Genomic DNA, 25,925 nt, shown 5'->3' on the forward strand with positions numbered 1-25,925 from the left:
TGTCGTCCTGAGAACGGTATTTCGATCTCGTGACGACCTCGACCTCGATGACGGACCCGCGAGCCGCCGGACGTACGGTGGAACGCATGTTCGGCACGTTCCCCGGTTCCACCCGCGGCGCGGCGGGCGGCGGAGGACGCGGTGCCACCGGTCGTCCCGATGCGCTGCGCGCGCTTCCGACGGTCGAGCGATTGCTCGACGACCTCGGTTCGACGTTCCTCGCGCCGCTCGCGCCGATCCCGGCCCCGCATCGACGGATCGGCGGGGTGATCGTGTTCGACCCACTCGACGAGCAGGCGGTCTCCGACGGCGCCGTGGTGCTCGGCGTCGGGCTCTCGGGCGGTCCCGACCTGCACGCCGTGCTCGATCGGCTCGGTGCCGACGGTGCCGGTGCGCTCGTGCTGCGCGAACCGGTCGTGCTGGACGACGAGACGGCGAGGCTCGCGCGGGAGCGCGGGCTCGCCCTGCTCGGACTCACCCGCGGCGCATCGTGGGCGCAGCTCAGCGCCATGGTCAGCGCCATGCTCACCGAGCCCGACGACGAGACCGCTCACGAGACGATCGGCGGCCTGCCGAGCGGCGACCTGTTCACGCTCGCCAACGCGATCGCGGCGCTCCTCGATGCGCCGATCACGATCGAGGACCGCAACTCGCGGGTGCTCGCGTTCTCGAGCCGGCAGGACGAGGCGGACGCGTCGCGGATCGAGACCGTCCTCGAACGACAGGTCCCCGAGCGCTATGCGCGGCTGCTGACCGAGGCCGGCGTGTTCAAGCGGCTCTACTCGAGCACGGACCCCGTGTACGCGCAACTGACGTTCGACGGGACCGAACTGAAGACCCGCTGCGCGATCGCCGTGCGCGCCGGTGGCGAGATCCTCGGCTCGATCTGGGCGGCGGTACCGGAGGAGTTGAACGCCGAGCGCACGGCCGCCCTCCGCGACGCGGCCAAGGTCGTCGCACTGCACCTGCTGCGACTGCGGGCCGGTGCGGACGTCGGTCGCCGCTTGCGGGCCGACCTGCTGAGCACGGCGCTCGAGGGAGCGGACGGCGCCGTCTTCGCACTGGAACGACTCGGCCTCGACTCGTCACCGGTCGTCGTGCTCGCGGCCGCGGTCGGGCCGGGAACCGGCGACGGCATCGAGGGCGAGGGGGAGCGCCAGGCGCAGTCGCAGCGCATCGCCGACGCCGTCGCCATGCACCTCGCTGCCGTGCACCCCAAGGCCTCCGCGGCGCTCCTCGGCGGAACCGTCTACGGACTCCTCCCCGTCAGGGCCGGTGAGGCCGGCGAGGCGCAGGCCGCTCGGCTCGCGAACGACTTCCTCGCGCGCATCGGGTCGCGGACACCGGTCCGCATCGGCATCGGCCGGGTCTCGAGCGGGCCGCGCGGGGTCATGCAGTCACGAGAGAACGCCGAGCGCGCGCTGCGCGTCAGGCTCGAACACGGCGGTGCCGAGTCATCCGTCGCGCTCTTCAGCGAGGTTCACGTCGAAGCCATGGTGCTCGAGTTGCGCGACCGGGTCCGCGCCGGCGGTGAGCAGCTGACCGGCGCGATCGGGCGACTGCACGAGCACGACCGCGAGCACGACACCGCCTTCGTCGACACGCTCCGCGCCTGGCTGGATCACCTGGGGGACGTGTCGGCGGCGGCCGACGCGCTGCACGTCCACCCGAACACGTTCCGCTACCGGCTCCGCCGCCTCGCCGGGGTCGCGGAGATGGACCTCGCCGATCCGGAGGTGCGCTTCGCCGCGCAGCTGCAGCTCCGGATCTTCCCCGAGCTCGCCGACCGGCGCCGTTGATCCCGGCCCGGCGCCGGGTCAGGCCGGGATCTCGACGAGCGCGGTCCGGAACCGCTCGAGCTTCGCGGGATCGACCTCGACGCCGAAGCCCGGTCCGGTGGGCACGTCGACCACGCCGTCGTGCATCCGGACGGGCTCGGTCGTGATGTCCTCGGAGTAGAAGCGGTCGGAGCCGGAGATGTCGCCGGGCAGCGTGAAGCCGGGCAGGGCGGCGAGCGCCGCGTTGGCCGCACGGCCGATGCCGGTCTCGAGCATCCCGCCGCACCACACCGCGACGCCGTTGGCGCGCGAGAGGTCGTGGATCCGCCGGGCCTCGAGGTAGCCGCCGACACGTCCGGGCTTGACGTTGATGACGGATGCCGCGCCGAGCGCGATCGCATCCGCCGCGGCCTCCGCGGAGACGACGGACTCGTCGAGGCAGATCGGCGTGCGCATGAGTCGCGCCAGCTGGGCGTGCTGCCGGATGTCGGCCTCGCCGAGCGGCTGCTCGATGAGGAGCAGGTCGAACTCGTCGAGGCGTCGCAGGTGCGCGGCGTCGACCAGCGTGTAGGCGGCGTTCGCGTCCACTTGGAACGGCAGGTCGTCGCCGAACTCGCGCCGCACGGCGGCGACGTGGGCGACGTCCGCGCCCGGCCGGATCTTGAGCTTGATCCGCGCGTAGCCCTGGTCGAGGTAGCCGCCGACCGCGCCGACCGTCGCGGCGACCGAGTCCTGGATGCCGACCGAGACGCCCGACGGCACCGTGCGCTCGACGGCGCCGAGGTACGACGCGAACGACCGGCCCTCCGCGCGCAGTTGCGCATCGAGCACCGCCATCTCGACCGACGCCTTCGCCATCGGGTTGCCCACGACCTTCCGGAGGACATGGCCGACGGTCTCGGCCGTCAGGTCGTCGGCGGCGAACAGCAACGGTGCGAGCCAGCGTTCCACGACGTCCGCGGCGCCGTCGAGGTACTCGGACGAGTACATCGGTCGGTCGAGTGCGACGTTCTCGCCCCAGCCGGTGACGACCTCGCCGGCGTCGGTCTGCAACTGCGCCTCGACGAGGAAGCAGCGCTTGGCGGTCTGCGTTCCGAACGAGGTCGTGAACGGGGCGACGAGCGGCATCTCGAGGTGGTGCAGGCGCAGGCTCAGGAGCTTCATTCGGGCGTGGGTCCTTCCGGGGCGGGGCGGTGGGCTCTACGGAGCACGTACTGGCCGGATCGGGTGACGTCGGTGATCGACCATCCCGATGCCAGCAGGTCGGTGAAGGCCGCGCGCGTCTCGAGGCGCCAGCGGCGGGCGAGGGCCGGGTCGGTGCCGCGCAGCCGCTCGACGTCCGCGGGCACGGCGACCGTGACGGGTCGCGTCGGATCGGTCGGCGGGACGTAGGTCGTCGGTGCGCCGTCGAGGTCGGCCACGGCGGCCGCCGCCCCGTCGAGCAGCGGAGCGGGCGAGGCGGCGGCTCCGGGTGCGGGAGGAGTCCGGAGGAGATCCCATCGGATGAGCACGCGGTCGGAGTGCTGTCCGGCGTTGATCGCGTCGGTCATGACGCCGTAGAAGTCCGGCAGGTAGGCGAGCGCGGCCGCGCCCAGACGCCGGACGTTGAAGTAGGCGTTGCGCGCGACCAGGGGATCGTAGGTCCAGGTCATGGCCTCGATTCCGCGCTCCAGGCACCACGCGCGCTGCGCGAGCTTGACCGCGCGCCCCCGCCCGCGGCCGACCGCGTCGGGCAGCAGGCCCACGATGTGGGAGTGGAAGGGCATGCCCGGCGGCCCGCAGAAGCCGACCGCCGCGCCGAGCGGCGCATCGGCGGCGACCTCCGGCGCGCGATCGGCCGGCACGACGAGCCCGACGGGGTTGCCGGCGTGCGCCATCGCGACGAGGAGCGCCGGGTCGATCATCCCGTCGTCGCGACCCCAGATGCGGGAGAGGACGTCCGCCACCCGCTCGGTCGCGGGCTGGTCGTGCGCCTCGAGGATGCGGATGCCCGCGCTCGCGAGCGCGTCGTCCGCCGCCCGTCGCGCCGATGCGGCGACCGACGGCACGGCGGCGACGCCGGTCAGCGCGTCGGCGGCGAACGCGGCGTCGCCGATCGCGACGGCGGCCGTCGGGCGGGCGGTCGTGTGCATAGGGACAGCATTCCCGGCACGGTCGGCCCTCGTGCTGTGCGATCGGACGAACGCGAAGCTCGAACGTCGTCGATTCGGACGAACGACCCGCGGCGCGCGGCTCGTACCGTCGTGCCATGGCGAACCCCACCACCGCACCAACCGCCCCGCTCGCGACGGCAACCGAGATCCGCGAGTGGCTCGAGGCGGAGCTCCCGCGCCTCATCGACACGCACGGCGTGCCTGCAGCGGCCGCCGGCGTCCTCGTCGGCGATGACGTCGTCGGCACCGCCGCCGGCATCCTGCACCTCGGCACCGGCGTCGAGGCGACGGACGACGCGCTCTTCCAGATCGGCTCGATCACGAAGGTGTGGACCGCCACGCTCGTGATGCAGCTCGTGGACGACGGGCTGGTCGACCTCGACGTGCCGATCCGCACCTACCTCCCCGAGTTCCGCATCGCCGACGAGTCGGCCGCGGCGGCCATCACGACCCGGCACCTGCTCTCGCACCAGGCAGGCTTCGAGGGCGACCTGTTCACCGACACCGGCCGCGGCGACGACTGCGTCGAGAAGTACGTCGCGACGCTCGCGGACACCCCGCAGCTCTTCGAGCCCGGGACGCAGTTCTCGTACAACAACGCCGGGTACGTGGTGCTCGGTCGGCTGGTCGAGGTCCTGCGCGGGAAGGCGTACGACGACGCGCTCACCGAGCACCTCATCCGGCCGCTCGGGCTCGCCCACGCGGCGCCGGGACCGTACGAGGCGATCATGCACCGCGTCGCGCAGGGCCACCTTCCCGGGCCCGACGGCGCGCTCGTGCCCGCGCCGATCTGGTCGCTCGTGCGGTCCAACGGCCCGGCGGGCTCGACGCTCGCGATGCGGGTCGCCGACCTGCTCGCGTTCGCCCGCATGCACACGGCCGGCGGACTCGCCGCCGACGGCACCCGGGTGCTCTCCGAGGCATCCGTCTCCGCCATGCAGCAGATGCAGGTGTCGGTGCCGGACATCGGACTGATGGGCGAGTCGTGGGGCCTCGGCTGGGAGCTCGACGAGACCCCGGCCGGCCCGATGGTCTCGCACGACGGCAGCACGATCGGGCAGAACGCGTTCCTGCGCGTGCTGCCCGAGCTCGGCATCGCAGTGGCGCTCCTCACCAACGGCGGCGACGTCATGTCGATCTCGCGCGAGCTGTTCGACACGCTCTTCGAGCGACTCACCGGCGGATCGGTGCTGAAGGCGCCGCAGGTGCCCGCCGACGCCGAAGCGGTGGTCGATGCCGCCGCGGCCGCGCGCTTCGTGGGCACGTACTCCGCCTCGGTCATGGACGTCGTCGTCACGCTCGACGAGGACGGCCGACTGTGGGCGCAGGACGTCGGCAAGGGCGAGTTCGCCTCGCTCGTGTCCGCCGCTCCGCCCGCTCGCGTCGTCCCGCACGGCGACGGATCGCTCATCACGACCGAGCAGAAGATGGGCACCCACTGGATCTACGTCTTCCTCGGCGACGACGGCCAGGGCCGCGCGGCCTTCCTGCACACCGGCCGCGCGATGCCCCGAGCCGGCGTCTGAGCGCTCGCCCGTCCATCCCCCTTGCGCCCTGCACCACCCCTGCACCGCGCGGACCACCCCGCCGCGCCCGATCCCGAAGGACACCGCATGACCCTCCGCGACCTCCCCCGCGGCCGACGCGGCGCCGCAGCCATCGGGCTGCCGCTCGTCGGCGTGCTCGCGCTCGCCGGCTGCGCCGGCGGCTCGAACGCCGAAGCCGAGTACGCCGACGGCGGCACGTTCGTCTACGCCATCGGCACCGACATCGGCTCGCTCGACCCCCACCTCGGGGCGACGAGCGCCGCCTTCGCGGCGTCGAAGTTCACCTACGACCCGCTCGTGAACATGGACTCGGAGGGCGACCTCTCGTCGGGTCTCGCCGACGAGTGGGCCGTCGACGGCACGACGGTGACGTTCACGCTGCGCGACGACGTCACCTGCTCCGACGGCAGCGAGTTCACGGCGACGACGGCGAAGGGCAACATCGAGTTCATCGCCGACCCGGCGAACGCGAGCCCGTTCCTCGGTGCGTTCGTGCCGGTGGGCGTGACCGCGGAGGCGGATGACGCGGCCGGCACGCTCACGCTCACCCTCGCGACGCCCGCACCGTTCGTGGTCGAGGGCCTCGCACAGGTCGGCATGGTCTGCGATGCGGGCCTCGCCGACCGGTCCCTCCTCGTCGAGGGCGCCGACGGCACCGGTCCGTACACGGTGGCCGAGGTCGCCTCCAACGACCACTACTCCTACGACGTGCGCGAAGGGTACGACTGGGGCCCGGACGGAGCCACGACGGCCGAACCGGGTACGCCCGCCGTGGTCGAGCTCCGCGTGGTCCCGAACGAGACCACGGCGGCGAACCTCCTGCTCTCGGGCGACGTGAACGCCGCCCTCGTGATCGGCCCGGACGCCGAGCGGCTCACCGGCAAGGAGGCGTTCGACAACCAGGCGATCACCGGCGAGGCGTGGTTCAACCAGGCCGACGGCCGGGCCACGGCGGATGTCGCGGTGCGCACGGCGCTCGCCCAGGCGCTCGACCTCGACGAGCTCGCCAACGTCATCACCTCCGGCACCGGCACGCGGGCCACGCAGCTCGCGGTCGCCGCGCCGGCGGCGTGCGTCGGCGGCGACCTCACGTCCGCTCTGCCCGAGTCGGGCGCGGAGGACGCCGCGGCGAGCCTCGAGGCGGCGGGCTGGACGAAGTCCGGCGACGGCTGGGAGAAGGACGGCGCGCCCCTCGCCATCACGTTCATCCACGACTCCGCACTCGGCACCGGCGGCGCGGCCGCCGCGGAACTCGCGGTCGCCGCGTGGACCGACCTCGGCGTGCAGGTCGAGGCGTCGACCATGCCGACCGACGAGGTGTCGGGAGTCATGTTCGGCGGCGGCGACTGGGACGTGATCTGGGAGCCGCTCAACGTCAACACCCCGGACCAGCTGCTCGGGTTCCTCACCGGCGCCGGCCCGGCCGACGGCGGCGTGAACTTCGCATCGATCGCCAACGCCGACTACGAGGCCGCCGCGAACGAGGCCATGGCGCTCGTCGGCACCGACAGCTGCGACACCTGGTTCGAGGCCGAGCAGGCGCTCGTGTCGAACGTGGACGTCCTGCCGTTCGCGAGCAGCGTGCTGACGGTCTTCGGATCGGGCGCCGAGTTCGAGGGCACCGACTCGATCGAGCCCACGAGCATCCGCCTCCTGCAGTGACCCACGTCCCGGGCGCTCCCTCCGATGCCGGGGGAGCGCCCGGGACCGTTCCACCCGATCGACCAGACGGAAGCGACGGACCGACCGTGACGACCACCCAGCCCGCCGGCACGACGGTGCCCGGGCCGAGCGCGCCCGGCGTGCGGAGCGCCCCGCCCCGCAGCTGGACCCGGAACCGCTGGGCCCGGTTCGCCGTCCGCCGCGGCGGACGACTGCTCATCTCGCTCTGGGTGCTCGTGACCGCGGCGTTCCTCATGATCCACCTGGTTCCCGGCGACCCGATCCGGGGTGCGCTCGGGCCGAAGGCCACCCCGGAGCTCATCGAGCAGACCCGCGCCAACCTCGGCCTCGACGCCCCGCTCTGGCAGCAGTACCTCGACTTCATCGCCGGGATCTTCACCGGCGACCTCGGCGTCTCGATCCAGTACCGCCTCCCGGTCTCCGACATCATCGCCGACCGTCTCCCCGCGACGCTCGCCCTCGGCATCGCGGGCTTCATCGTCGCCGTGCTCGTGGCCATCCCGCTCGGGGCCCTGGTCGCGGTCGCCACCCGACGAGGACGGCGTCGGTTCCTCGAGGCGGGCTTCGCCTCGACGAGCATCGTGCTCGCCACCATCCCCGACTTCCTCCTCGGCGTCGCGCTCGTCTGGATCTTCGGGGTCACGCTGCAGTGGCTGCCGGTCGCGGGCATGGACGGCGTCGACAGCTTCGTGCTGCCGGTCCTCGCGCTCGCGGTCGGGCCGGCCATGATCCTCGCGCGCATCGTGCGCGTCGAGCTGCTCGCGGTGCTCGACGCCGATCACGTGCGCACCGCCCGGGCGAAGCGGCTGCCGCCGGCAAGGGTCGTCTGGCGGCACGCCCTGCCGAACGCCGTGACGGCCTCCCTCACCCTCGGCGGGCTGCTGCTCGGCGCCATGGTCGCGAGCACCGTCCTGGTCGAGAACGTCTTCGCGTGGCCGGGCATCGGGTCCACGGTGACGGGGTCGATCCTCGGCAAGGACTACCAGCTGGTCCAGGGCATCGTGCTCGTGTACGGCGTCGGGGTGCTGCTCGCGAACACCGCGGTCGACGTCGCGCTCGCCGTGCTCGACCCGCGTTCGACGGTCCTCGACGACGCGGAGGGCGGCCGCTGATGCGTGCGATGCGTATCCTCCGGACGCCCGTGGGCCTGACGGCGGCCGTCCTGCTCGGGCTCGTCCTCCTGGTCGCCATCGTCGCGCCGATCCTGTGGGGCGAGGCGGCTGAGGTCACCGACACCTCGGACATCAACGCGGCGCCGTCCCCCGAGCATCCGATCGGCACCGACGCGCTGGGCCGCGACCTGCTGCTGCGCACGCTCGTCGCGACCCGGCTCACCGTCGTGCTGGCGCTCGGCGCGACGGGCATCGCCCTCGTCATCGGCATCGTGCTCGGAGCGGCACCGCTGCTGCTCGGCCGCCGGCTCGGCCGGCCGGTCGTCGCCGGCGTGAACATCGCGGTCGCGTTCCCGGGCATCCTGCTCGCACTCTTCCTCGCCACGGTGCTCGGCGTCGGCGAGTTCGCGGCCATGTTCGCCATCGGCATCGCGGGCGCGCCGAGCTTCGCCCGGTTCTGCCAGACCCTGATCGCCGGCATCGCCGAGCGCGACTTCATCGCCGCGGCACGGCTCGCCGGCCAGGGGCGCTTCCGCATCCTGGTGCGCCACGTGCTGCCGAACATCGCGGAGCCGCTCATCGTCAACGCGACCATCGCCGCCGGCAGCATGCTGCTCGCGTTCGCGGGCCTGTCGTTCCTGGGGCTCGGCGTGCAGGCGCCCGCCTACGACTGGGGGCGGCTCATGATGGAGGGCCTGAGCCGCATCTACCTGAACCCGCTCGCCGCGCTCGCGCCCGGCATCGCGGTCGTCATCGCGGGCCTCGCGTTCAACCTCACCGGCGAGGCGCTCGCCAAGGGGTACTCGATCTCGGTGATGCCCGGCATGCTGCTCGGCGTCCGCGGTCGCGGGCGGCGCACCGCTGCGGCCCCTGACGTCGCGCCGGTGCATGAGACGAATGCCGCGCCGGGCGCCGACGACCTCGTGCTCGACGTGCGCGGCCTCCGCACCGTCGTCCCGGGCGCCGCCGGCGACGTCGCCCCGGTCCGCGGGGTCGACCTCCGCATCCGCGCCCGCGAGGCGGTCGGCATCGTCGGCGAGTCCGGCTCGGGCAAGTCGCTCACCGCGCTCTCCGTCGCCCAGCTCGTCGAGGAGCCGATGCGGGTCGAGGCCGATCGGCTCGACTTCCTCGGCGTCGACCTGCAGGAGGTGCCGCGGACGCCGGCCGCGGCCGCCGAACGACGTCGGCTCCTCGGCACCTCGCTCGCGATGGTCTTCCAGGACCCGATGACCTCGTTCAACCCCGTGATCCGGATGGGCGAGCAGCTCGCCGAGGTGTCGCGCTTCCACGGCGGGATGTCGCGGGGCGACGCCCGCGCGCACGCCGTCCAACGGCTCGGCGCCGTGAGCATCCCCCATCCCGCGCGCCGGGCGAAGCAGTATCCCCATGAGTTCTCCGGCGGCATGCGGCAGCGGGCGATGATCGCGATGGGCGTGATGGCCGAGCCGAGGCTGGTCATCGCCGACGAACCGACGACCGCGCTCGACGTCACGGTGCAGAAGCAGGTGCTCGACCTGCTCGGTCGCGTCCGCGACGAGAACGGGGCGGCGATCCTGCTCATCAGCCACGACGTCGCCGTGGTGCGCGAGGTCTGCGACCGGATCCTCGTGATGTACGCCGGTCGCGTCGTCGAGGAGATCGCGTCGGACCGCCTCGCGGAGGACGCGCGGCATCCGTACACGCGTGCCCTGATCGCCGCCGTGCCCGACATGCGCACCGGACGCGGCCGTCCGCTCTCGACCATCCCCGGTCGCCCGGTCGACCCGTCGCAGGTCCCCGCCGGGTGCGCCTTCGCCGCTCGGTGTCCGTTCGCGACCGCCCGGTGCCTGGAGGAGGACCCGGTGCTGCGCGAGGTCGAGCCCGGGCAGCGCGTGGCGTGCTGGAACCCGGTCACGGCCTCGGTCGACGTCGAGCGCACCGAGGACGCCGACGCCGTCGAGGCATCGCTCGGAGGGCTCGAACCGGTTCCGGCCGGGCGCGGCGCCGCGCCCTCCGGGCTCGAGGAGGCGGACCGATGAGCGAACTGCGGATCGAGGACCTCGTCGTGCGGTACGGGCACGGTGCTCACGCGCACATCGCGGTCGACGGCGTCTCCCTGACCGTGCCGGACGGCGAGATCGTCGGCCTGGTGGGGGAGTCGGGGTCCGGCAAGTCGACCATCGCCCGGGCGACCGTGGGCCTCACCCCGATCGCCGGCGGGCGCATCCTGCTCGACGGCGAGGACGCGCCGCACCGGGGCCGGCGTCCCGTCCAGATGGTGTTCCAGGATCCGCAGTCGTCGCTGGACCCGCGCATGAGCATCGGCCGCTCGATCGCCGAGGCGCTGCCCCGCAGCGTGCCGCGGGCGCAGCGCCGCACGGAGATCGAGCGTCTGCTCGACCTCGTGCACCTCGACCCCTCGCGACGCGACGCTCGTCCGGGCGAGCTCTCGGGCGGGCAGCGACAGCGAGTCGCGATCGCCCGCGCGCTCGCCGCCCGCCCCGACGTCGTCGTGGCCGACGAGATCACGTCGGCGCTCGACGTGTCGGTGCAGGGCGCCGTGCTCAACCTGGTGCGAGAGCTGCAGCGGGAGCTCGGCCTCTCGATGCTGTTCATCTCGCACAACCTGGCGGTCGTGCGCTACGTCGCCTCCAGCGTCGCGGTGATGCGCGGCGGCCGTATCGTCGAGCACGGTCCCGTCGACCGCGTGCTCGAGTCCCCGGAACACCCGTACACCCGCGAGCTGCTCGCCGCGGTCCCCGATCCGATCTGGAGCCCAGCATGACCGACACCGTCACCGCCCCGACCACCGACTCCGACGCCACGGGCGCGGCCGGCGCATCCGCCGGCATCCGTCCCACCGTCGACGCCGCGCACTGGGAGCGCCGCCTCGGCGAGCTCGCCGCCCGCCACGGCGTCCCCGGCGCGCAGCTCGGCATCCTCCGCCTCGGCGAAGACGGCGAGCGCGACGATCTCGTCACCGCCGTGCACGGCTACCTGCACGTGCCCGCGAAGATCCCGGTGTCGCCCGAGGCGGTCTTCCAGATCGGCTCGATCTCGAAGGTCTGGACCGCCACCGTCGTCATGCAGCTCGTCGACGAGGGGCTCGTCACGCTCGACACGCCGATCATCGAGGTGCTGCCCGACTTCGAGCTGGCCGACATGGACGTCGCGCGCCAGGTCACCCTGCGCCACCTCCTCGCGCACACGAGCGGCATCGACGGCGACGTCTTCACCGACACGGGCCGCGGCGACGACAACCTCGAGAAGTACGTCGCGCTGCTGAAGGAGCAGACGCAGAACCACCCGATCGGCGCGACGTGGTCGTACTGCAACGCGGGCTTCTCGCTCGCGGGCCGGGTGATCGAGGTGCTCACGGGCACGACGTGGGATGTCGCGATGCGCGAGCGCCTGTACGCGCCGCTGGGCCTCGCCGCGACGGGCACCCTGCCCGAGGAGGCGCTGCTGCACCCCGCGGCCGTCGGCCACGTCGACGGACCCGACGGCGAGCCCAAGGTCGTGCCGGTCTGGGGTCTGCCGCGCCCGCTCGGCCCCGCCGGGCTCATCACCTGCCCCGTTTCGGACCTGCTCGCGTTCGCCCGGATGCACCTGAGCGGCGGCGTCGCCGCCGACGGCGCGCGCGTGCTGTCCGAGGCATCCGTCGCCGAGATGGCCTCGAAGCAGGCCGAACTCCCCGACCCGTACACGCTCGGCGACTCGTGGGGCATCGGCTGGATCCGCTTCGACTGGAACGGGCACCGCCTGATCGGGCACGACGGCAACACGATCGGGCAGGCGGCGTTCCTGCGCCTGCTGCCCGAGCAGGGCTTCGCGGTCGCGCTGCTGACGAACGGCGGTCACACGCGCGACCTGTACATGGACCTCTACCGCGAGATCTTCGCCGAGGTCGCGGGCGTCGAGATGGCCGAGCCGCTCGGGCCGGTCGAGGGCGCCGAGGGCGACATCACGCCGCACCTGGGCGTGTACGGCCGCGCCTCCGTGCGCATCGACGTGACGGCCGGAGAGGACGGAGGTCGGCCGGTGCTGCGGATGACCCCGCTGGGCCTCCTCGCCGAGCTCGAGGACGACCCCGGCACGGACTACCCGCTGCACCCGGTCGGCGAGGACCTCTGGGTCACGCGCGCCCCCGGCACCGAGACGTGGATGGCCGTGACGTTCTACGAGCTCGAGGACGGCCGGAAGTACGTGCACCTGGGAGCCCGCGCGACCCCCAAGCTGGACGCATGACCGACGTGCTGCTCGCCGGCGGCCGGGTCGTCGACCCGGCCACCGGCACCGATCGCATCGCCGACGTCCTGGTCCGCGACGGCCGGGTCGCCGAGGTCCGGCCGCGATCCGATGCGGCCGCGCCGGGCGGTCCGGATGGCGCGGGCGGGGAGGCAGCCGCGGGACCGATCGTCGTCGACGTGACCGGCAGGATCGTCGGACCCGGCTTCGTCGACCTGCACAGCCACGTGCACTCGATCGCCGGGCAGCGCCTGCAGGCGATGGACGGCGTGACCACGGCCCTCGACCTCGAGATGGGCCTGATGCCCGTCGATCGCGCCTACGCGCGCGCCGCCGATGAGGGCCGACCGCTCAACCACGGCTTCTCGGCGTCGTGGACGATGGCCCGGGCCGCCGTGCTGTCGGGCCGAACCAGCGACGCCGACCCGTTCGGCGACCTCGACATCCTGAACGACCGGGCCTGGCTCGGCGACTCGACCCCGGCGCAGCTCGACCGCTGGATCGGCCTGCTCGAGGATGAGCTCGCACAGGGCGCGCTCGGCATCGGCGTGCTCATGGGCTACGCGCCGCGCACCGACCCGGCCGAGTTCCGCGCGGTCGCGCAGCTCGCGGCCGCGGCGGGCGCACCGACGTTCACGCACGTGCGCGAGATCGTCGAGGCCGACCCGACGACGCCCATCGACGGCACCCTCGAGGTCGCGCGCGCCGCGATGGACTTCGGCGGCGCCGCCCACCACTGCCACGTCAACAGCACCTCCCGACGGCACGTCGATCGCACGCTCGGCACGATCGAGGCGGCCCGCACGGGCGGCGCCGCGGTCACGGTCGAGGCGTACCCCTACGGCGCCGGGACGACCGGCATCGGCGCCGCGTTCCTGGCGCCCGAGGCGCTCGGCGCGTGGGACCTCACGCCGCAGAACCTCGTGCTCGTCGCCGACCAGGAGCGCATCCGCGACGAGGCGCACCTGCGGCACGTGCGCGCGACCGACCCGGGCGCCCTCGTCATCGTCGAGTTCCTCGACGAGCGCGACGAGCGCGACGCCGCCCTGCTGCGGCAGTCGCTCGCCTTCCCCGACAGCATCGTCGCCTCCGACGCGATGCACGTGACCTGGCCCGACGGCTCCACCGACACCCGCGCGTGGCCGCTTCCGCCCGGCGGGCAGACCCACCCGCGCACCGCGGGCACGTTCGCGCGGTCCATCCGCATGATGGTGCGCGAGCACGGGCTCTGGACCTGGAGCGAGGCGTTCCGCCGATGCAGCTACCTGCCCGCGCGCATCCTCGACGGCGTGGCGCCCGCGGCGACCCGGAAGGGCCGGCTCTCGCCGGGCGCCGACGCCGACATCGTGGTGATCGACCCGACCCGGATCACCGACCGGGCGACCTACCTCGACTCCACGCGTCCGTCGCAGGGCGTCGAGCACCTGCTCGTCAACGGGTGCTTCGTCGTGCGCGACGGGGCTATCGTCGAAGGATCGTTCCCGGGACGAGGACTGCGAGGCGAGCCGAGATGAGCCACGAGTTGCTGGACTGGGCCGAGGCGAGCCTGCCCGGGATGATCGCCGACCTCGAGCGGCTGATCCGGGTCGAGTCGCCGTCGGCCGATCAGGAGGCCGTCGCGCGCTCGGCCGATGCGGTCGCCGCGATCGGCGAGCAGCGACTCGGCTTCGCTCCCGAGCGGATCGTGATCGACGGGTGCACGCACCTCCGCTGGCATCTCGGGTCGCCGGAGCCCGACGCCCCGCGCGTCGTGCTGCTGGCACACCACGACACCGTGTGGCCGATCGGCTCGCTCGAGACGCATCCGTACTCCCTGCAGGACGGCGTGATCCGCGGACCCGGATGCTTCGACATGCTGACCGGCCTCGTCATGGCCGTCCATGCGGCCGCCCGGCTCGGGCACCTGCCCGACGCGGCCGTCACGCTGCTCGTGACCGGCGACGAGGAGCTCGGGTCGCCGAGCTCGCGCGAGCTGATCGAGCAGGAGGCCGAGGGGTGCGTCGCCGCCCTCGTCCTCGAGGCGAGCGGCGACGGGGGAGCGCTCAAGGTCGGGCGCAAGGGCACATCGAACTACACGGTGGCGATCACCGGCCGCGCCGCGCATGCCGGCCTCGAGCCGGAGAAGGGGCTCAATGCGACGGTCGAGCTCGCGCACCAGATCGGCGTGGTCGTCGGATTCGCCGACGCCTCGGTCGGGACCTCGGTGACGCCGACGCTCGTGCGCGGCGGCACCACGGTGAACACCGTTCCCGCGCACGCCTCCTTCGAGGTCGACGTGCGGGCGCTGACGGCGGCCGAGCAGTACCGCGTCGACGAGGCGTTCCGTTCGCTCGTCTCCGTCACCGGGGCGCGCGTCGCGGTCCACGGCGGGATCAACCGTCCGCCGCTCGAGATCGCGGCCACCGAGGGCGTGTGGCGCCATGCACGCGCGGTCGCCGACGAGCTCGGCCTGGAGCTGCCCGAGGCGATCGTCGTCGGCGGCGCCTCCGACGGGAACTTCGCCGCGGGGGTCGGCACGCCCACGCTGGACGGCCTCGGGGCCGTCGGCGGCGGCGCCCACGCCGACCACGAGCACGTCATGGTCGCCGACATCCCGATCCGCAGCGCGCTCCTCGTGGGCCTCATCCGCGACCTCCTCGGCGTGGAGGCGATGGCTCGCCAGGCGTGAATCCGGATTCACTTCATCCTTGCCCTGCGCCTGTGGATCGTGCATGCTTGGCGCACGACAACGACGTCAGGAGTGAGTCCCCGTGAACTTGACCGACACGCAGCGCGCCGCCCTCGCCTCGATCTGCGACACCTTCGCCCCCGGCGACGGGAACGGCATCCCCTCCGCCAGCGCGATCGGCGCGGTCGCGATCGCGGAGGGCATGGCGGCGCACAACCCGCGGAAGTCGGAGACGCAGCAGCTGACCCGCATCCTGTCGCTCTGGAACACGCGCATGTGGGGCATGTTCCTCGGCATCGGACCTCGGCGGTTCTCGCAGCTCTCCCAGGCGCAGCGCGAGGCCGCGCTCATCGCGCTCTCCGATTCGGACTCGTCGCTCAAGCGCGCGATGTTCCAGAGCCTCAAGGGCGCCGCGACGCTGTCGTACTACCTCGCCCCTGGCCCGACCGGGATGTCCCCGCTCTGGGATGCGATGGGCTATCCGGGGCCGCTCGGGCTGCGAACCGATACCGCGGCGCCGCCCCTGTCACCGGTGACGCCGACGACCGACCTCGACCTCGACTGCGACGTGGTCGTCGTCGGCTCCGGGGCGGGCGGTGGCACGGCGGCCGCGGTGCTCGCCCAGGCCGGCTACGACGTCGTCGTGCTCGAGAAGGGCGGCTACTACGACGACCGGGACTTCGACGGCAGCGAACTCACCGGGCTCACGCGGCTCTACGCACCGGGACCGAACGCGACCGCCGAGGGCCAGATGAGCCTCATGTCGGCGCAGTGCCTCGGTGGGGGCACGGTCGTGAACTACTCGACGTCCTTCCGGACGCCCGGGCACGTGCGGGAGGAGTGGGCGGCACTCGGCGCGACCGGGTTCGCCGGCCGCGAGTACGACGAGGCGATGGACGCCGTCTGGGCCCGCATCGGCGTCAACGGCGAACACAGCCAGGTCTCGTCACGCGACGCGATCATGGAGCGCGGCCTCCGCGCGCTCGGCTGGCATGTCGGATCGCTCGAGCGGAACGTGATCGGCTGCGACGCCGCCATCGAATGCGGGCGCTGCGGCTCCGGATGCCGCCTGGGCGCCAAGCAGTCGACGGCGAAGACCTGGCTCGTCGACGCCGAGGGCGCCGGGGCTCGCCTGTTCACGGGCGTCGACGTCCGCGAGGTCGTGATCGTGAACGGCCGCGCGACGGGCGTCCGCGGCCGCACCGCCGACGGGCATGCCGTCACCGTCCGAGCGCGCGCCGTCGTCGCCGCGGCGGGCAGCGTGCAGACCCCCGCGCTCCTGCGCCGGTCCGGCCTCGCGAACCCGAACATCGGGAAGCACCTGCGCCTGCACCCGGCCACGGCCGTCTGGGCCGAGTTCGACGAGGAGGTGCGCCCCTGGGAGGGTGGCATGCAGACCCGGTACTCGTCGGAGTTCTCCGACATGGATGGCACGGGCTACGGCTCGGTCTTCGAGACGGCCGCCGCGAACCCGGCCCTCTCGGTTGCCTTCCTGTCGTGGCGCGGCGCGACCGCGCAGCTCGACCGGATGCGCCGGCTCGCGCACATGGGCAGCGTCGGCGTGATCACGCGCGACCAGGACTCCGGCGAGGTCCGCGTCGGCAAGGACGGCGAGCCGTCGCTGCACTACGCCCTCTCCGGCCGCGACGCCGCTCGCGTGGCGCGCGGCGTCGGCGGTGCCGCGCGCGTGCTCGAGGCGGCGGGAGCGACGTCGATGTTCTCGGGGCACCAGGCCGGCTTCACGTGGGAGCGCGCATCGGGCGCGCCGATCGACGACTTCATCGCGAAGTGCGATGCGGCGGGCTACGGACCCGGCCGGTGCGCCATGGCGGCGCTGCACATCATGGGCACCGCGCGCATGGGCGGCTCCGCCGAGATGAGCGCCGTGAACCCGGACGGGGCCACGTGGGAAGTGCCGAACCTCGTCGTCGCCGACGCCTCGACGTTCCCGACCAGCTCCGGCGTGAACCCGATGGTCACGATCGAGGCGATCGGGTACCTGAACGCCCGGAAGCTGGTCGCGACGCTCTGACCGCGGCCCGTGGTCGGGCGGGTCCAGTACGCCCAATACGATGAGCGGATGACGCAGCCTCCCATCACCGTGCGCCGGGCGCGCACGCCCGACGTGCCGAAGATCGTGGAACTCGTCGAGCCGCTCGTGGCCCGACGCATCCTGCTCGGCAAGGAGCGCGTCGACCTGTACGGCGCGGTGCAGGAGTTCCGCGTGGCGGAGACCGCCGACGGCGCCGTCGTCGGGTGCGGCGCGCTGCACGTCATGTGGGAGGACCTCGGCGAGGTCCGGACGCTCGCGGTGCATGACGACTGGCTCGGCCACGGGGTCGGCCACGCGCTGCTCGCGGCGCTCGAGGCCGACGCGCGTGAGCTCGGACTCAGCCGGCTCTTCTGCCTCACCTTCGAGGTCGCGTTCTTCGGCCGGCACGGCTTCGAGGACATGGGCGCGGAGACGGTCGATCCCGGGCTGTACGCCGAGCTCGTGCGCTCGCACGACGAGGGCGTCGCGGAGTTCCTCGACCTCGCCCGCGTCAAGCAGAACACCCTCGGCAACACCCGGATGCTGAAAGTCCTCTGAGCGTTCCTCAGCCGCCTGGGGGCACGCCGCGCGGCCGCGCGGGCATGCCTCACGACCCGCCGTACCCTGAGCCCATGTCGACCAACCGTCCCGCGCCCGGGCGCCTGCCCGCCTCCGTGTACCGACGCCGTCGGCTCATGGTGCTGCTCGGGCTCGTCGCGGTGGTCGTGGCGGTGGTGCTCGTCTTCGTCCGTCCGGGTGCGAGCCAGGGCGACGACGTGGCGACGACCACGCCCCCCACCGTTCCCTCGACGTCCGCACCGGACGCCACCGACGTTCCGACGGCGACGGATGACGCGGGGCCGCCGGCGACCGACGAGGCGGACGCGGCCGAGGCGGCCGAGCCCGCGACCGACGGCGACCCGTGCCGGGCCGAGCAGATCACGGTCGAGGCGGTGACCGACCAGGCCGTCTACGCTGCGGGCGAGCAGCCGAAGCTCTCCGTCACGATCACCAACACGGGATCGAACGTGTGCGTGCTGAACGTCGGGACGGCGGCGCAGGTGTTCACGATCACGAGCGGTGCCGACACGTACTGGTCCTCGACGCACTGCCAGGTCGATCCGGTCGATGCCGAGGTCTCGATCGAGCCCGGCACGCCCGTCTCGTCGAGCGAGCCGATCACGTGGGATCGGACGCGATCGAGCGCCGACACCTGCGGCGGCGAACGGGCGACGGTTCCGGCCGCCGGGGCGTCGTATCACCTGAGCGTGACGGTGGACGGCTTCGAGTCGGCGACGTCGAAGCAGTTCCTCGTCTACTGACCGGCGGATCGAAGCCTCGCATGTGTCCGCGTGTGACACGGGAACGTTGATGCGGCGAGGAATGCTCAGCAGGATCGAACCGGGCCAACCATCCTCCGGTCCACGGGGTCCGCGGTGTCACCTCGCACCGCGGGCCCCCGGCCGGGGCGGGAGCGCGGGCCGCCTCGGTAGGCTGGCCTGATGGCCGGTGCGAAGCGTTCGAAGCCCAAGCAGCCCGTGGAGTTCCGCTCGCAGGCGCTCGCCGAGGCCCTCGAGCGGCAGGACATGGCGGCGGTCGCCCTCGCGCTTCGGAACGGCAACACCGTCGTGCCCCTGATCAAGCCCGGCCCGCGCGACACGCCGCTCGACGGCGGCGAGGTGTGGACCTACCGCGACGCGAACACGGGTGAGGTCGCGCTCCTGCTCTTCAGCGACGCGAAGCACAAGCCCGCGAACCTGCCGCCCGCGGTCGGCCTGCAGAGCCCGGCGTGGCTGAAGACCTTCCTCACGCGCTACGAGTCGACGATCACGACGGTCTTCCTCGACATCGCCGGGCCGCACCCCATGCAGGCGTCGCCCGCCGAGTTGCTGAAGGCGCTCGAGATCTAGGCGGCCGAGTCTGCCGCCGCCGGATCTAGAACGCCGCGTCGAGTTCGCGTTCGCGTCGACCGGATGCCGCCATCATGGCCCGCTCGACCGCCGCCCGCACACTGCCGAGGTCGTCGTCGAGCAGGGCCCGGTAGCCCAGCCGCGCGGCCTCCGAGGCGCGCTGCCGGGCCGATGCCACCGGGCGCACCTCGCCCGCGAGGCTGATCTCGCCGACCGCGGCGAGGTCGTGCGGCACCGCCCTATCGCGCATCGCGCTCGCGATCGCGACGGCGATCGCGAGGTCGGCCGCGGGCTCCACGAGCCGCACGCCGCCGACCGTGGAGACGTAGACGTCGTGCTCGCCGAGCTGCCGAAGGCCCGCCCGGCGTTCGAGCACGGCGATGATCATGGCCACGCGCGACGGGTCGACCCCGTTCACCACGCGGCGCGGCTGCGGCGCCTTGGTGCCGACCACCAGGGCCTGCACCTCGACGGGAAGCGCTCGGCGCCCCTCGAGCGCGACCGTCACGCAGGTGCCGCTCACGGCACTGCGGGAGCGGCTGAGGAAGAGCCCGGACGGATCGGGCACCTCGGAGATGCCGTCGCCCGTCATCTCGAAGCAGCCGACCTCGTCGGTCGGGCCGAACCGGTTCTTCAGCGCCCGGACGAACCGCAGCGCGGTCTGGCGGTCGCCCTCGAACTGGCACACCACGTCGACGAGGTGCTCGAGCAGGCGCGGGCCGGCGATCGCGCCGTCCTTCGTGACGTGGCCGACGAGCAGCACGGGCAGCTGCCGCTCCTTCGCGACGCGGATGAGGGTCGACGCGACCTCGCGCACCTGGCTCGGCTGGCCCGGCAGCCCGTCGGAGAGCGCGCTCGAGACCGTCTGCACCGAGTCGACGATGAGGAGGTCGGGGGAGACCTGGTCGACCTGCCCGAGGATCGTCGCGAGGTCGGTCTCCGAGGCGAGGTAGAGCTCGTCGTGCAGCGCGCCCGTGCGACCGGCGCGGAGCCGGACCTGCGCGGTGGACTCCTCGGCGCTGACGTAGAGCACCCGGCGGCCGGCCGCGGCGACGCGGGCAGCGACCTCGAGCAGCAGCGTCGACTTGCCGACGCCCGGTTCGCCCGACAGCAGGATCGCGGCGCCGGCGACGATGCCCCCGCCGAGCACGCGGTCGAACTCGCCGACCCCGCTCGGCCGGTGCGTCGCGTCGTCGCTCTCGACGATCGCCGAGATCGGCCGGGCTGCTCGGGACGCGCTGGGCGCCACCGGCTGAAGCCCCCGCACGAGGCCCGTCTCGGTGCCCGCCTCGACGACCGTGCCCCACTGCTGGCACTCCGCGCACCGGCCCACCCACTTCACGGTGCTCCAGCCGCATTCGGTGCATCGGAACGCGGTCGTGGGTTTCGCCATGCCCCGAGACTAGGGCCGGCCCCCGACATCGGCCGGAGCCCCCGCCGCGGCACCGTCATCGGCCGGGAACCGCGCCTCGAGCGAAGCGAGGACGGCGGGGCGGAAGGCGTCGGCCCACACCTGGTACCCGTGGTCGTTGGGGTGGAACCAGTCGTTCGCGAAGTGCGTGAAGATGCGCCGCCATCCGCGCACCCGGGTCTCGCGGTGCAGTCGCACGACCTCGAGGCCACGCTCGGCGGCGAGGCGCCGCAGGATGAGGTTCGCGGTCGCGACCCGCCGCTCCTGCTGGGGGAAGTAGAAGAACGGCAGATCGGCGACGAGTGCGTGCGACGGGACCGCGGCGAAGATCTCGCGGAGGTTCCGCTCGAATCCCTCCGGGTCCCACTTCGCGATGTCGTTCGCGCCGATCGAGACCGTCATCACGTCGGGCCGGTACTTCGCGAGCTTCGGCAGCTGGTCCTGCACCGCGAGCGCGGTCGTGGCGCCGGAGACGCTGAGGTTCACCACGCGGACGGTCCGGCCGGTCGTGTCGCGCATGAGCCGGGCGAGCAGCCCGACGTAGCTGTGGTCGGGGCGGGTCGCGCCGATGCCCTGCGCCGCGCTGTCGCCGAGTGCGACGTAGAGGATCTCGCCGCGCACCTTCGCATGGTCGCGCCACCACTTCGAGTGCACGGGCAGCGTCTCGTTGAGGATCAGGCTGTTGGCCGTGATCCGCGCCCGGAACCCGCGCCACGCGGCCCGGAGCGCGAATGCGAGGCCCGCGACGATCGCGATCGGCACGAGCGCCGAGATGACGGATGCCGCGGGCGGACGTTCCTCGACCATGGCGCGACGCTATGGCCGGTGTCTGAACGGTCGCTGAACGGGCGCGGCGCGGAGGCGGCCCGCCGCGCCCGCGCGGCGGGCCGCCGCGGCATCCGCTCGTTTTGGCACCTCGCGCCGCGGCCGCTATCATCGATCTCGGTACCGTGTCCGAGCGGCCGAAGGTGCAACTCTCGAAAAGTTGTGTGCGTGAAAGCGCACCGTGGGTTCAAATCCCACCGGTACCGCCAGAGCGAACGCCCCGCATCCGAGTGATGCGGGGCGTTCGTCGTTGTCCCCTGAACGGGTCCTTGCGCCGGTCAGCGACCCCTCAATACCGTGGCCCGCGAACTGGGTGACCGAACCTCTGGTGCGTCGGGAACAGCTGCTCGCGGAGCCTCGGGGTGCGGTGATACGCGCGTGAGGATGATCGATGACCGGTGTGAAGAGGTTCCCGAACCGAGTTCGAGCAGAGGCCGCTGCGGCGGCGAGTCGCCGCCACCGCGGCCACGATCGCCGCCCATCGCGGACGGTCCGAGGGGCACGGGCATCGGCCATCGGCCTCGTCGCCGTCACCGCCCTGGTGCTCCCGGTGGCCGTGGGCTCGCCGGCCGCAGGGGCGCCCGTGGCGGCGAAGCGACCTCCACTGGGCGACCCGGGCTGCGCATCCGCGCCGTCGGCCGGCACGCCGGTCGGCCCGATCGCCGCGGGATCGCCGTCCGGCCCGTACGCGACTCCGGGGCTCGGGCTGCCGACCTGGGCCGACACGCAGTGGGCGCCCGCCGAGTACAACGACACCATCCAGCTCGGCGACGTCGACGGCGACGGGCTCTCCGAGCTGTTCGGCCGGTCGGCGAACGGCCTCGACCTGCAGGCGTTCGACGACGACACGGGCCAGTGGCTGCCACTGGGGTCCCTGGACGCGGCACCGTTCAGCGACGCCGACGGCTGGACCGAGGCGAGCTCCTACGAGACCCTCCAGACCGGCGACATCGACGGCTTCGCCGGCGTGGAGGTGTTCGGTCGCAGCGCGGACGGCGTCGTCGTCGAGTCCTTCGATCCGGATTCCCACTCGTGGGTGTCGTACCCGACGCTCGACCACTTCACCGACTCCCAGGGCCTCGACCGGGCCGAGTACTACCGGACGCTGCAGTCGGCCGACGTCGACGGCTCGCAGCGCGCGTCGGTCCTCGGCCGCACCCCGGGCGGCGTGAAGGTGTTCCAGTACCAGCCGTCGCCGGCCGAGGCGTCCGCAGGCACCTGGGAGGAGCTGCCGACGCTCGACACGTTCATCACGCCGCACTGGGACGAGGCCGAGTACTACTCGACGCTGCAGACGGCGGACCTCGACGGCGACGGTCGCGACGAGGTGCTCGCCCGCAACCGCGGCGGACTGGAGGCGTACACGTACGATCCGACGACGAAGGGATGGACGGCGTTGCCGGTCCTGTCGGACCTCGGCGACGCCGACGGCTGGGCGGGGGCGTCGCACTATGCGACGATCCAGACGGCCGACCTCGACGGCGACGGGGCTGCGGACGTGCTCGGTCGCGGGAAGGACGGCATCGTCGCGTGGCGGTTCCTCGAGGGCGCCTGGGTGCCGTTGCCCGGCCTCACGGGCGACTTCACCGATGCGGGAGGTTGGCAGCAGGCGAAGTACTTCTCCACGATCCAGACCGGCGACGTCGACGGCGACGGCGCCGACGAGGTCATCGGACGCGCCGCGAACGGCCTCCACACCTGGTCGCTGCACACCTCGACCAAGAAGTGGGTCGAGCTCGGCGTCTCCGGCCCGTTCCCGGACGACGCCGGATGGCACCGGGAGATGTCCTACCCGACGATCCTCGTCGGCGAGATCGGCCTCACGGCGCAGGTCGGCGGCTCCTCCCGCATCCCCGATCCGCGTGCCGAGGTCATCGGGCGCGGGCCGACGGGCGTGCAGACGTACCGCTGGAACACGAAGGGCCTCGCGTGGGAGAGCCCGTCCGCCGTGTTCCCCGACTACAGCACCGGAGCGGCGGGCAAGGCCTACGACCAGCTGAACTCCATGTTCGGCGGGACGATCGACCCCGGCTTCGACCTCCGCACCGCGTACCAGACGGCGAGTGACGGGGCGTTCTCGTGCTGGACGACCACGATCACGGCCCTCACGGCGAGCCAGCTCGGCGTGGCGGCGAGCGTCTGGACGCCCATGCAGGCGCAGCTGCTCGCCGAGATCGGCGCCGCGAAGGGCGTCGCGGACTGGTTCGAGGTCGTGCGCGACCGGATCACCGAGATGATCGCGCTCAAGGGCTTCGACGGGACGACCACGCGCCTCTCCTACTCCGAGAGCTCCAAGGCGAGCCTCGAGGCATCCGTCTTCAACATCTTCGGGGGAGTCGTCCGGTCCGCGGCGGTCGCGGGCGGACCCGCGGGCTCGGCGATCGGCGGGCTCGTCGCGACGGCGATCTCCGCGGGCGTCGGATTCGCGACGTCGCCGACGACGGGCGAGCTGCAGGGCGACTACGTCAAGATCGAGGCCGGCCTCGAGACGTCGTACCAGGACGCGCTCACCGGCAACGGGAACGCGCGCGCGGCGGTCGCCGCGGACTACGGCCGCCTGACGGCCGGCGACCTCCTCATCGAGGCCCTCGTCTGGGCCGAACCGCAGTCGGACGTCGAAGCCCGCATGACGGCCGCGTCGCTGCGCTCCTACACGATCTCGACGTGGCAGATGCTGACGCCCGCGATCTGGAACGTGTACGCCGGCAACGACGACGAGTACTGCTCGAATGCGCAGGGTGCGTGCTGGGGACTGTACGACGGCCTGTTCCTCCACGTGAAGGACGAGTTCGTCCACCAACTGTTCCACTCGCCCGACTCCAGCTGTGCGACGACCTGGGACTTCGACACGTGCAACCTCGACCAGAGCAAGGAGGACGTCTTCCGCGGTCGCGACGGGTGGAACATCCCCTGCCGATCGGACGAGTACTCGAACGCGGGGTGCCCACCCGGGGCGTGATGCGGGTCACCACCCGCTTCGGGTCGGCGTGTGCCCGTCGCGGGCCTCCTCGGGCATCGGCATCTCCGCGCGGAGGCCGAGCAGCCGCACCGCACGGGAGGTGTCGCGCTTCGCGGCGAGCTCGAACACCTGCGCGAGCAGCTCGTCGGGGTCGGTCGCCGGCGGCCTGATGCGGCGGCTGAAGGTCTTCGTCGTGAACGGGGCGTAGCGCACCTTGAGCGTGAGGCCGATCACGGGACGGCCCTCGGCTGCGACGTCGGCGAGCACCTGCGCGAGGAGCTCGCCGAGTGCTCGTTCGACCTCGGCGGGTTCGGTGAGGTCCTGCTGGTATGTCGTCTCGCGGCTGTGCCCTCGCGCCACCCACGGCGCGTCGTCGACCGTGCGGGTGCCCTCGCCGCGGCCGACGGTGCGGTACCACGGACCCATCCGCGGGCCGAACTCGTCGACGAGCACGTCGAGGTCGGCGTGCGCGAGTTGTTCGACGGTCCCGATGCCGTGCGCGGCGAGCCGCCGCCCGACGCGCGACCCGACACCCCACAGGGCGGTCACCGGGCGCTCGCCCATGACCGGCATCCAGTTCGCGGCGGTGAGCCGGAACACCCCCTGCGGCTTGCCGAACGCGGTCGCGACCTTGGCGCGGAGGAGCGTGTCGCCGATGCCGACGCTGCAGTGCAGTCCGGTCCGCTCGAGCACCTCGCGCTGCAGGTCGCGCGCGGTCGACTCGGGGAAGGCGGCCGTGACGCCCACGAACGCCTCGTCCCAGCCGAGGACCTGCACGACGGCCCCGGGGTGCGCCCGCAGCGTGGCCATGACCTGGGCGGATGCCGCGGTGTATGCGTCCGCATCGACCGGCAGGATCACGGCGTCGGGCACCTTGCGGGCGGCGATGCGCAGCGGCATCCCCGACCCGACGCCGAATTCGCGCGCCTCGTACGACGCCGTCGAGACCACCGCGCGCTCGGTCGGGTCGCCGCGCCCGCCGACGATCAGGGGGCGTCCGGCCAGTTCCGGATGCCGCAGCACCTCGACCGCGGCGATGAACTGGTCGAGGTCGACGTGCAGCACCCAGGCGTCGGCGCGTTCCCCCATGCGGCCAGAATTCCGCGGTGCGTACCTCCGCGCAAGCATCGAGCGGCGAGGGTCGGGCGGGTCGCGCACCCGCCGGGCCCCGGCCTCGCGCGGAATAGCGCGTCGGAACACGCCCTCGCAACCTCTTGCACTCAGGAAGCATTCAGGAGGACAGTGGTGCCCAACGGAAGGAGAATCGATGAGTTTCCTCGCATTCCTGATCCTCGGCCTCATCGCCGGAGCGATCGCCAAGCTGATCCTGCCCGGAAAGCAGGGCGGCGGCTGGTTGATCACCCTCCTGCTCGGCGTCGTCGGCGCCCTGCTCGGCGGGTGGCTCGGCAGCGTGCTCTTCGGAGTCGGCCTCGAGGAGTTCTGGGACCTCGGCACGTGGTTGCTCGCCATCGGCGGCGCCATCATCGTGCTGCTGATCTACGGACTCATCGTCGGTCGCCGGAAGACCGCCTGATCCACGAAGCTCCATCCGGACGGCCCGGTCGACCTCGCGTCGGCCGGGCCGTCCGGCATTCGGGCGGTGTCCGGCGGCGGGACGCC

General features: G+C 72.9%; 20 protein-coding genes and 1 tRNA gene. 16 read left to right on the forward strand and 5 right to left on the reverse strand.

Annotated elements, in window-relative coordinates; all coding sequences use genetic code 11:
- Positions 1 to 86 precede the first annotated feature (86 nt).
- Positions 87 to 1,799, forward strand: a complete 1,713-nt coding sequence (locus ACQ393_RS15650; RefSeq protein ID WP_430647800.1) for a PucR family transcriptional regulator — start codon at positions 87 to 89, stop codon at positions 1,797 to 1,799.
- Positions 1,800 to 1,817: 18 nt separating this feature from the next.
- On the opposite strand, the gene menC is transcribed toward ACQ393_RS15650, so the two are convergent.
- Both menC and ACQ393_RS15660 read right to left on the reverse strand, forming a co-directional pair.
- Positions 1,818 to 2,942: an o-succinylbenzoate synthase gene (menC, locus tag ACQ393_RS15655; protein ID WP_430647801.1), complete on the reverse strand. Its 1,125-nt coding sequence runs from the start codon at positions 2,940 to 2,942 to the stop codon at positions 1,818 to 1,820.
- Positions 2,939 to 3,910 (reverse strand): hypothetical protein, encoded by a 972-nt coding sequence (locus tag ACQ393_RS15660; protein WP_430647802.1) that lies wholly within the window; start codon positions 3,908 to 3,910, stop codon positions 2,939 to 2,941. Before ACQ393_RS15660 ends, menC begins: the two co-directional genes overlap by 4 nt.
- A gap of 116 nt (positions 3,911 to 4,026) precedes the next feature.
- Between ACQ393_RS15660 and ACQ393_RS15665 the strand changes: the two genes are divergently transcribed.
- The 12 genes from ACQ393_RS15665 to ACQ393_RS15720 all read left to right on the forward strand — a co-directional run bounded on the left by ACQ393_RS15665 (position 4,027) and on the right by ACQ393_RS15720 (position 19,110).
- Positions 4,027 to 5,457, forward strand: a complete 1,431-nt coding sequence (locus tag ACQ393_RS15665) for a serine hydrolase domain-containing protein (protein WP_430647803.1) — start codon at positions 4,027 to 4,029, stop codon at positions 5,455 to 5,457.
- Positions 5,458 to 5,544: 87 nt separating this feature from the next.
- A complete protein-coding gene (locus ACQ393_RS15670; protein ID WP_430647804.1) occupies positions 5,545 to 7,140 on the forward strand; it encodes an ABC transporter substrate-binding protein in 1,596 nt (531 codons plus the stop codon).
- Between the two features lie 86 nt (positions 7,141 to 7,226).
- Positions 7,227 to 8,273, forward strand: a complete 1,047-nt coding sequence (locus ACQ393_RS15675; protein ID WP_430647805.1) for an ABC transporter permease — start codon at positions 7,227 to 7,229, stop codon at positions 8,271 to 8,273.
- The gene (locus tag ACQ393_RS15680) at positions 8,273 to 10,291 is read left to right on the forward strand and encodes a dipeptide/oligopeptide/nickel ABC transporter permease/ATP-binding protein (protein WP_430647806.1); all 2,019 of its coding nucleotides are present in this window, start codon (positions 8,273 to 8,275) and stop codon (positions 10,289 to 10,291) included. The genes ACQ393_RS15675 and ACQ393_RS15680 overlap by 1 nt, the downstream gene beginning before the upstream one ends.
- Entirely contained in the window at positions 10,288 to 11,037 is a 750-nt protein-coding gene (locus ACQ393_RS15685; protein WP_430647807.1) for an ABC transporter ATP-binding protein, read from the forward strand. Before ACQ393_RS15680 ends, ACQ393_RS15685 begins: the two co-directional genes overlap by 4 nt.
- On the forward strand, positions 11,034 to 12,500 hold the full coding sequence (locus ACQ393_RS15690) for a serine hydrolase domain-containing protein (protein WP_430647808.1): 1,467 nt from the start codon (positions 11,034 to 11,036) through the stop codon (positions 12,498 to 12,500). The genes ACQ393_RS15685 and ACQ393_RS15690 overlap by 4 nt, the downstream gene beginning before the upstream one ends.
- A complete protein-coding gene (locus ACQ393_RS15695) occupies positions 12,497 to 14,014 on the forward strand; it encodes an amidohydrolase family protein (RefSeq protein ID WP_430647809.1) in 1,518 nt (505 codons plus the stop codon). Before ACQ393_RS15690 ends, ACQ393_RS15695 begins: the two co-directional genes overlap by 4 nt.
- A complete protein-coding gene (locus ACQ393_RS15700) occupies positions 14,011 to 15,168 on the forward strand; it encodes a M20 family metallopeptidase (RefSeq protein WP_430647810.1) in 1,158 nt (385 codons plus the stop codon). The genes ACQ393_RS15695 and ACQ393_RS15700 overlap by 4 nt, the downstream gene beginning before the upstream one ends.
- Before the next feature lie 82 nt (positions 15,169 to 15,250).
- Entirely contained in the window at positions 15,251 to 17,200 is a 1,950-nt protein-coding gene (locus ACQ393_RS15705; RefSeq protein WP_430647811.1) for a GMC family oxidoreductase N-terminal domain-containing protein, read from the forward strand.
- 48 nt (positions 17,201 to 17,248) lie between these two features.
- Positions 17,249 to 17,758 (forward strand): amino-acid N-acetyltransferase, encoded by a 510-nt coding sequence (locus ACQ393_RS15710; protein ID WP_430647812.1) that lies wholly within the window; start codon positions 17,249 to 17,251, stop codon positions 17,756 to 17,758.
- A 74-nt stretch (positions 17,759 to 17,832) separates the two neighbouring features.
- Entirely contained in the window at positions 17,833 to 18,522 is a 690-nt protein-coding gene (locus ACQ393_RS15715; RefSeq protein WP_430647814.1) for a hypothetical protein, read from the forward strand.
- A gap of 180 nt (positions 18,523 to 18,702) precedes the next feature.
- Positions 18,703 to 19,110: a dehydrogenase gene (locus tag ACQ393_RS15720; RefSeq protein WP_430647815.1), complete on the forward strand. Its 408-nt coding sequence runs from the start codon at positions 18,703 to 18,705 to the stop codon at positions 19,108 to 19,110.
- A gap of 25 nt (positions 19,111 to 19,135) precedes the next feature.
- On the opposite strand, the gene radA is transcribed toward ACQ393_RS15720, so the two are convergent.
- The gene (radA, locus tag ACQ393_RS15725; protein ID WP_430647816.1) at positions 19,136 to 20,503 is read right to left on the reverse strand and encodes a DNA repair protein RadA; all 1,368 of its coding nucleotides are present in this window, start codon (positions 20,501 to 20,503) and stop codon (positions 19,136 to 19,138) included.
- 9 nt (positions 20,504 to 20,512) lie between these two features.
- A complete protein-coding gene (locus tag ACQ393_RS15730; RefSeq protein WP_430647817.1) occupies positions 20,513 to 21,328 on the reverse strand; it encodes an SGNH/GDSL hydrolase family protein in 816 nt (271 codons plus the stop codon).
- Positions 21,329 to 21,465: 137 nt separating this feature from the next.
- On the opposite strand from ACQ393_RS15730, the gene ACQ393_RS15735 reads away from it, so the two are divergent.
- Both ACQ393_RS15735 and ACQ393_RS15740 read left to right on the forward strand, forming a co-directional pair.
- Positions 21,466 to 21,555, forward strand: a tRNA-Ser gene (locus tag ACQ393_RS15735).
- 374 nt (positions 21,556 to 21,929) lie between these two features.
- On the forward strand, positions 21,930 to 24,305 hold the full coding sequence (locus ACQ393_RS15740) for an FG-GAP repeat domain-containing protein (protein WP_430647818.1): 2,376 nt from the start codon (positions 21,930 to 21,932) through the stop codon (positions 24,303 to 24,305).
- Positions 24,306 to 24,311: 6 nt separating this feature from the next.
- On the opposite strand, the gene ACQ393_RS15745 is transcribed toward ACQ393_RS15740, so the two are convergent.
- Positions 24,312 to 25,394, reverse strand: a complete 1,083-nt coding sequence (locus tag ACQ393_RS15745; RefSeq protein WP_430647819.1) for a DNA polymerase IV — start codon at positions 25,392 to 25,394, stop codon at positions 24,312 to 24,314.
- Positions 25,395 to 25,572: 178 nt separating this feature from the next.
- Between ACQ393_RS15745 and ACQ393_RS15750 the strand changes: the two genes are divergently transcribed.
- A complete protein-coding gene (locus tag ACQ393_RS15750; RefSeq protein ID WP_430647820.1) occupies positions 25,573 to 25,839 on the forward strand; it encodes a GlsB/YeaQ/YmgE family stress response membrane protein in 267 nt (88 codons plus the stop codon).
- Positions 25,840 to 25,925: the final 86 nt, after the last annotated feature.

It is taken from the genome of Agromyces sp. GXS1127 (assembly GCF_050565425.1).
Lineage (GTDB): Bacteria > Actinomycetota > Actinomycetes > Actinomycetales > Microbacteriaceae > Agromyces.

What these genes read in the sequence shown, in the direction of transcription:
- ACQ393_RS15650 (WP_430647800.1), top strand. Translation starts at nt 87, where the DNA reads ATGTTCGGCACGTTCCCCGGTTCCACCCGCGGCGCGGCGGGCGGCGGA.
- menC (WP_430647801.1), bottom strand. Translation starts at nt 2,942, where the DNA reads ATGAAGCTCCTGAGCCTGCGCCTGCACCACCTCGAGATGCCGCTCGTC.
- ACQ393_RS15660 (WP_430647802.1), bottom strand. Translation starts at nt 3,910, where the DNA reads ATGCACACGACCGCCCGCCCGACGGCCGCCGTCGCGATCGGCGACGCC.
- ACQ393_RS15665 (WP_430647803.1), top strand. Translation starts at nt 4,027, where the DNA reads ATGGCGAACCCCACCACCGCACCAACCGCCCCGCTCGCGACGGCAACC.
- ACQ393_RS15670 (WP_430647804.1), top strand. Translation starts at nt 5,545, where the DNA reads ATGACCCTCCGCGACCTCCCCCGCGGCCGACGCGGCGCCGCAGCCATC.
- ACQ393_RS15680 (WP_430647806.1), top strand. Translation starts at nt 8,273, where the DNA reads ATGCGTGCGATGCGTATCCTCCGGACGCCCGTGGGCCTGACGGCGGCC.
- ACQ393_RS15685 (WP_430647807.1), top strand. Translation starts at nt 10,288, where the DNA reads ATGAGCGAACTGCGGATCGAGGACCTCGTCGTGCGGTACGGGCACGGT.
- ACQ393_RS15690 (WP_430647808.1), top strand. Translation starts at nt 11,034, where the DNA reads ATGACCGACACCGTCACCGCCCCGACCACCGACTCCGACGCCACGGGC.
- ACQ393_RS15695 (WP_430647809.1), top strand. Translation starts at nt 12,497, where the DNA reads ATGACCGACGTGCTGCTCGCCGGCGGCCGGGTCGTCGACCCGGCCACC.
- ACQ393_RS15700 (WP_430647810.1), top strand. Translation starts at nt 14,011, where the DNA reads ATGAGCCACGAGTTGCTGGACTGGGCCGAGGCGAGCCTGCCCGGGATG.
- ACQ393_RS15710 (WP_430647812.1), top strand. Translation starts at nt 17,249, where the DNA reads ATGACGCAGCCTCCCATCACCGTGCGCCGGGCGCGCACGCCCGACGTG.
- ACQ393_RS15715 (WP_430647814.1), top strand. Translation starts at nt 17,833, where the DNA reads ATGTCGACCAACCGTCCCGCGCCCGGGCGCCTGCCCGCCTCCGTGTAC.
- ACQ393_RS15720 (WP_430647815.1), top strand. Translation starts at nt 18,703, where the DNA reads ATGGCCGGTGCGAAGCGTTCGAAGCCCAAGCAGCCCGTGGAGTTCCGC.
- radA (WP_430647816.1), bottom strand. Translation starts at nt 20,503, where the DNA reads ATGGCGAAACCCACGACCGCGTTCCGATGCACCGAATGCGGCTGGAGC.
- ACQ393_RS15730 (WP_430647817.1), bottom strand. Translation starts at nt 21,328, where the DNA reads ATGGTCGAGGAACGTCCGCCCGCGGCATCCGTCATCTCGGCGCTCGTG.
- ACQ393_RS15745 (WP_430647819.1), bottom strand. Translation starts at nt 25,394, where the DNA reads ATGGGGGAACGCGCCGACGCCTGGGTGCTGCACGTCGACCTCGACCAG.
- ACQ393_RS15750 (WP_430647820.1), top strand. Translation starts at nt 25,573, where the DNA reads ATGAGTTTCCTCGCATTCCTGATCCTCGGCCTCATCGCCGGAGCGATC.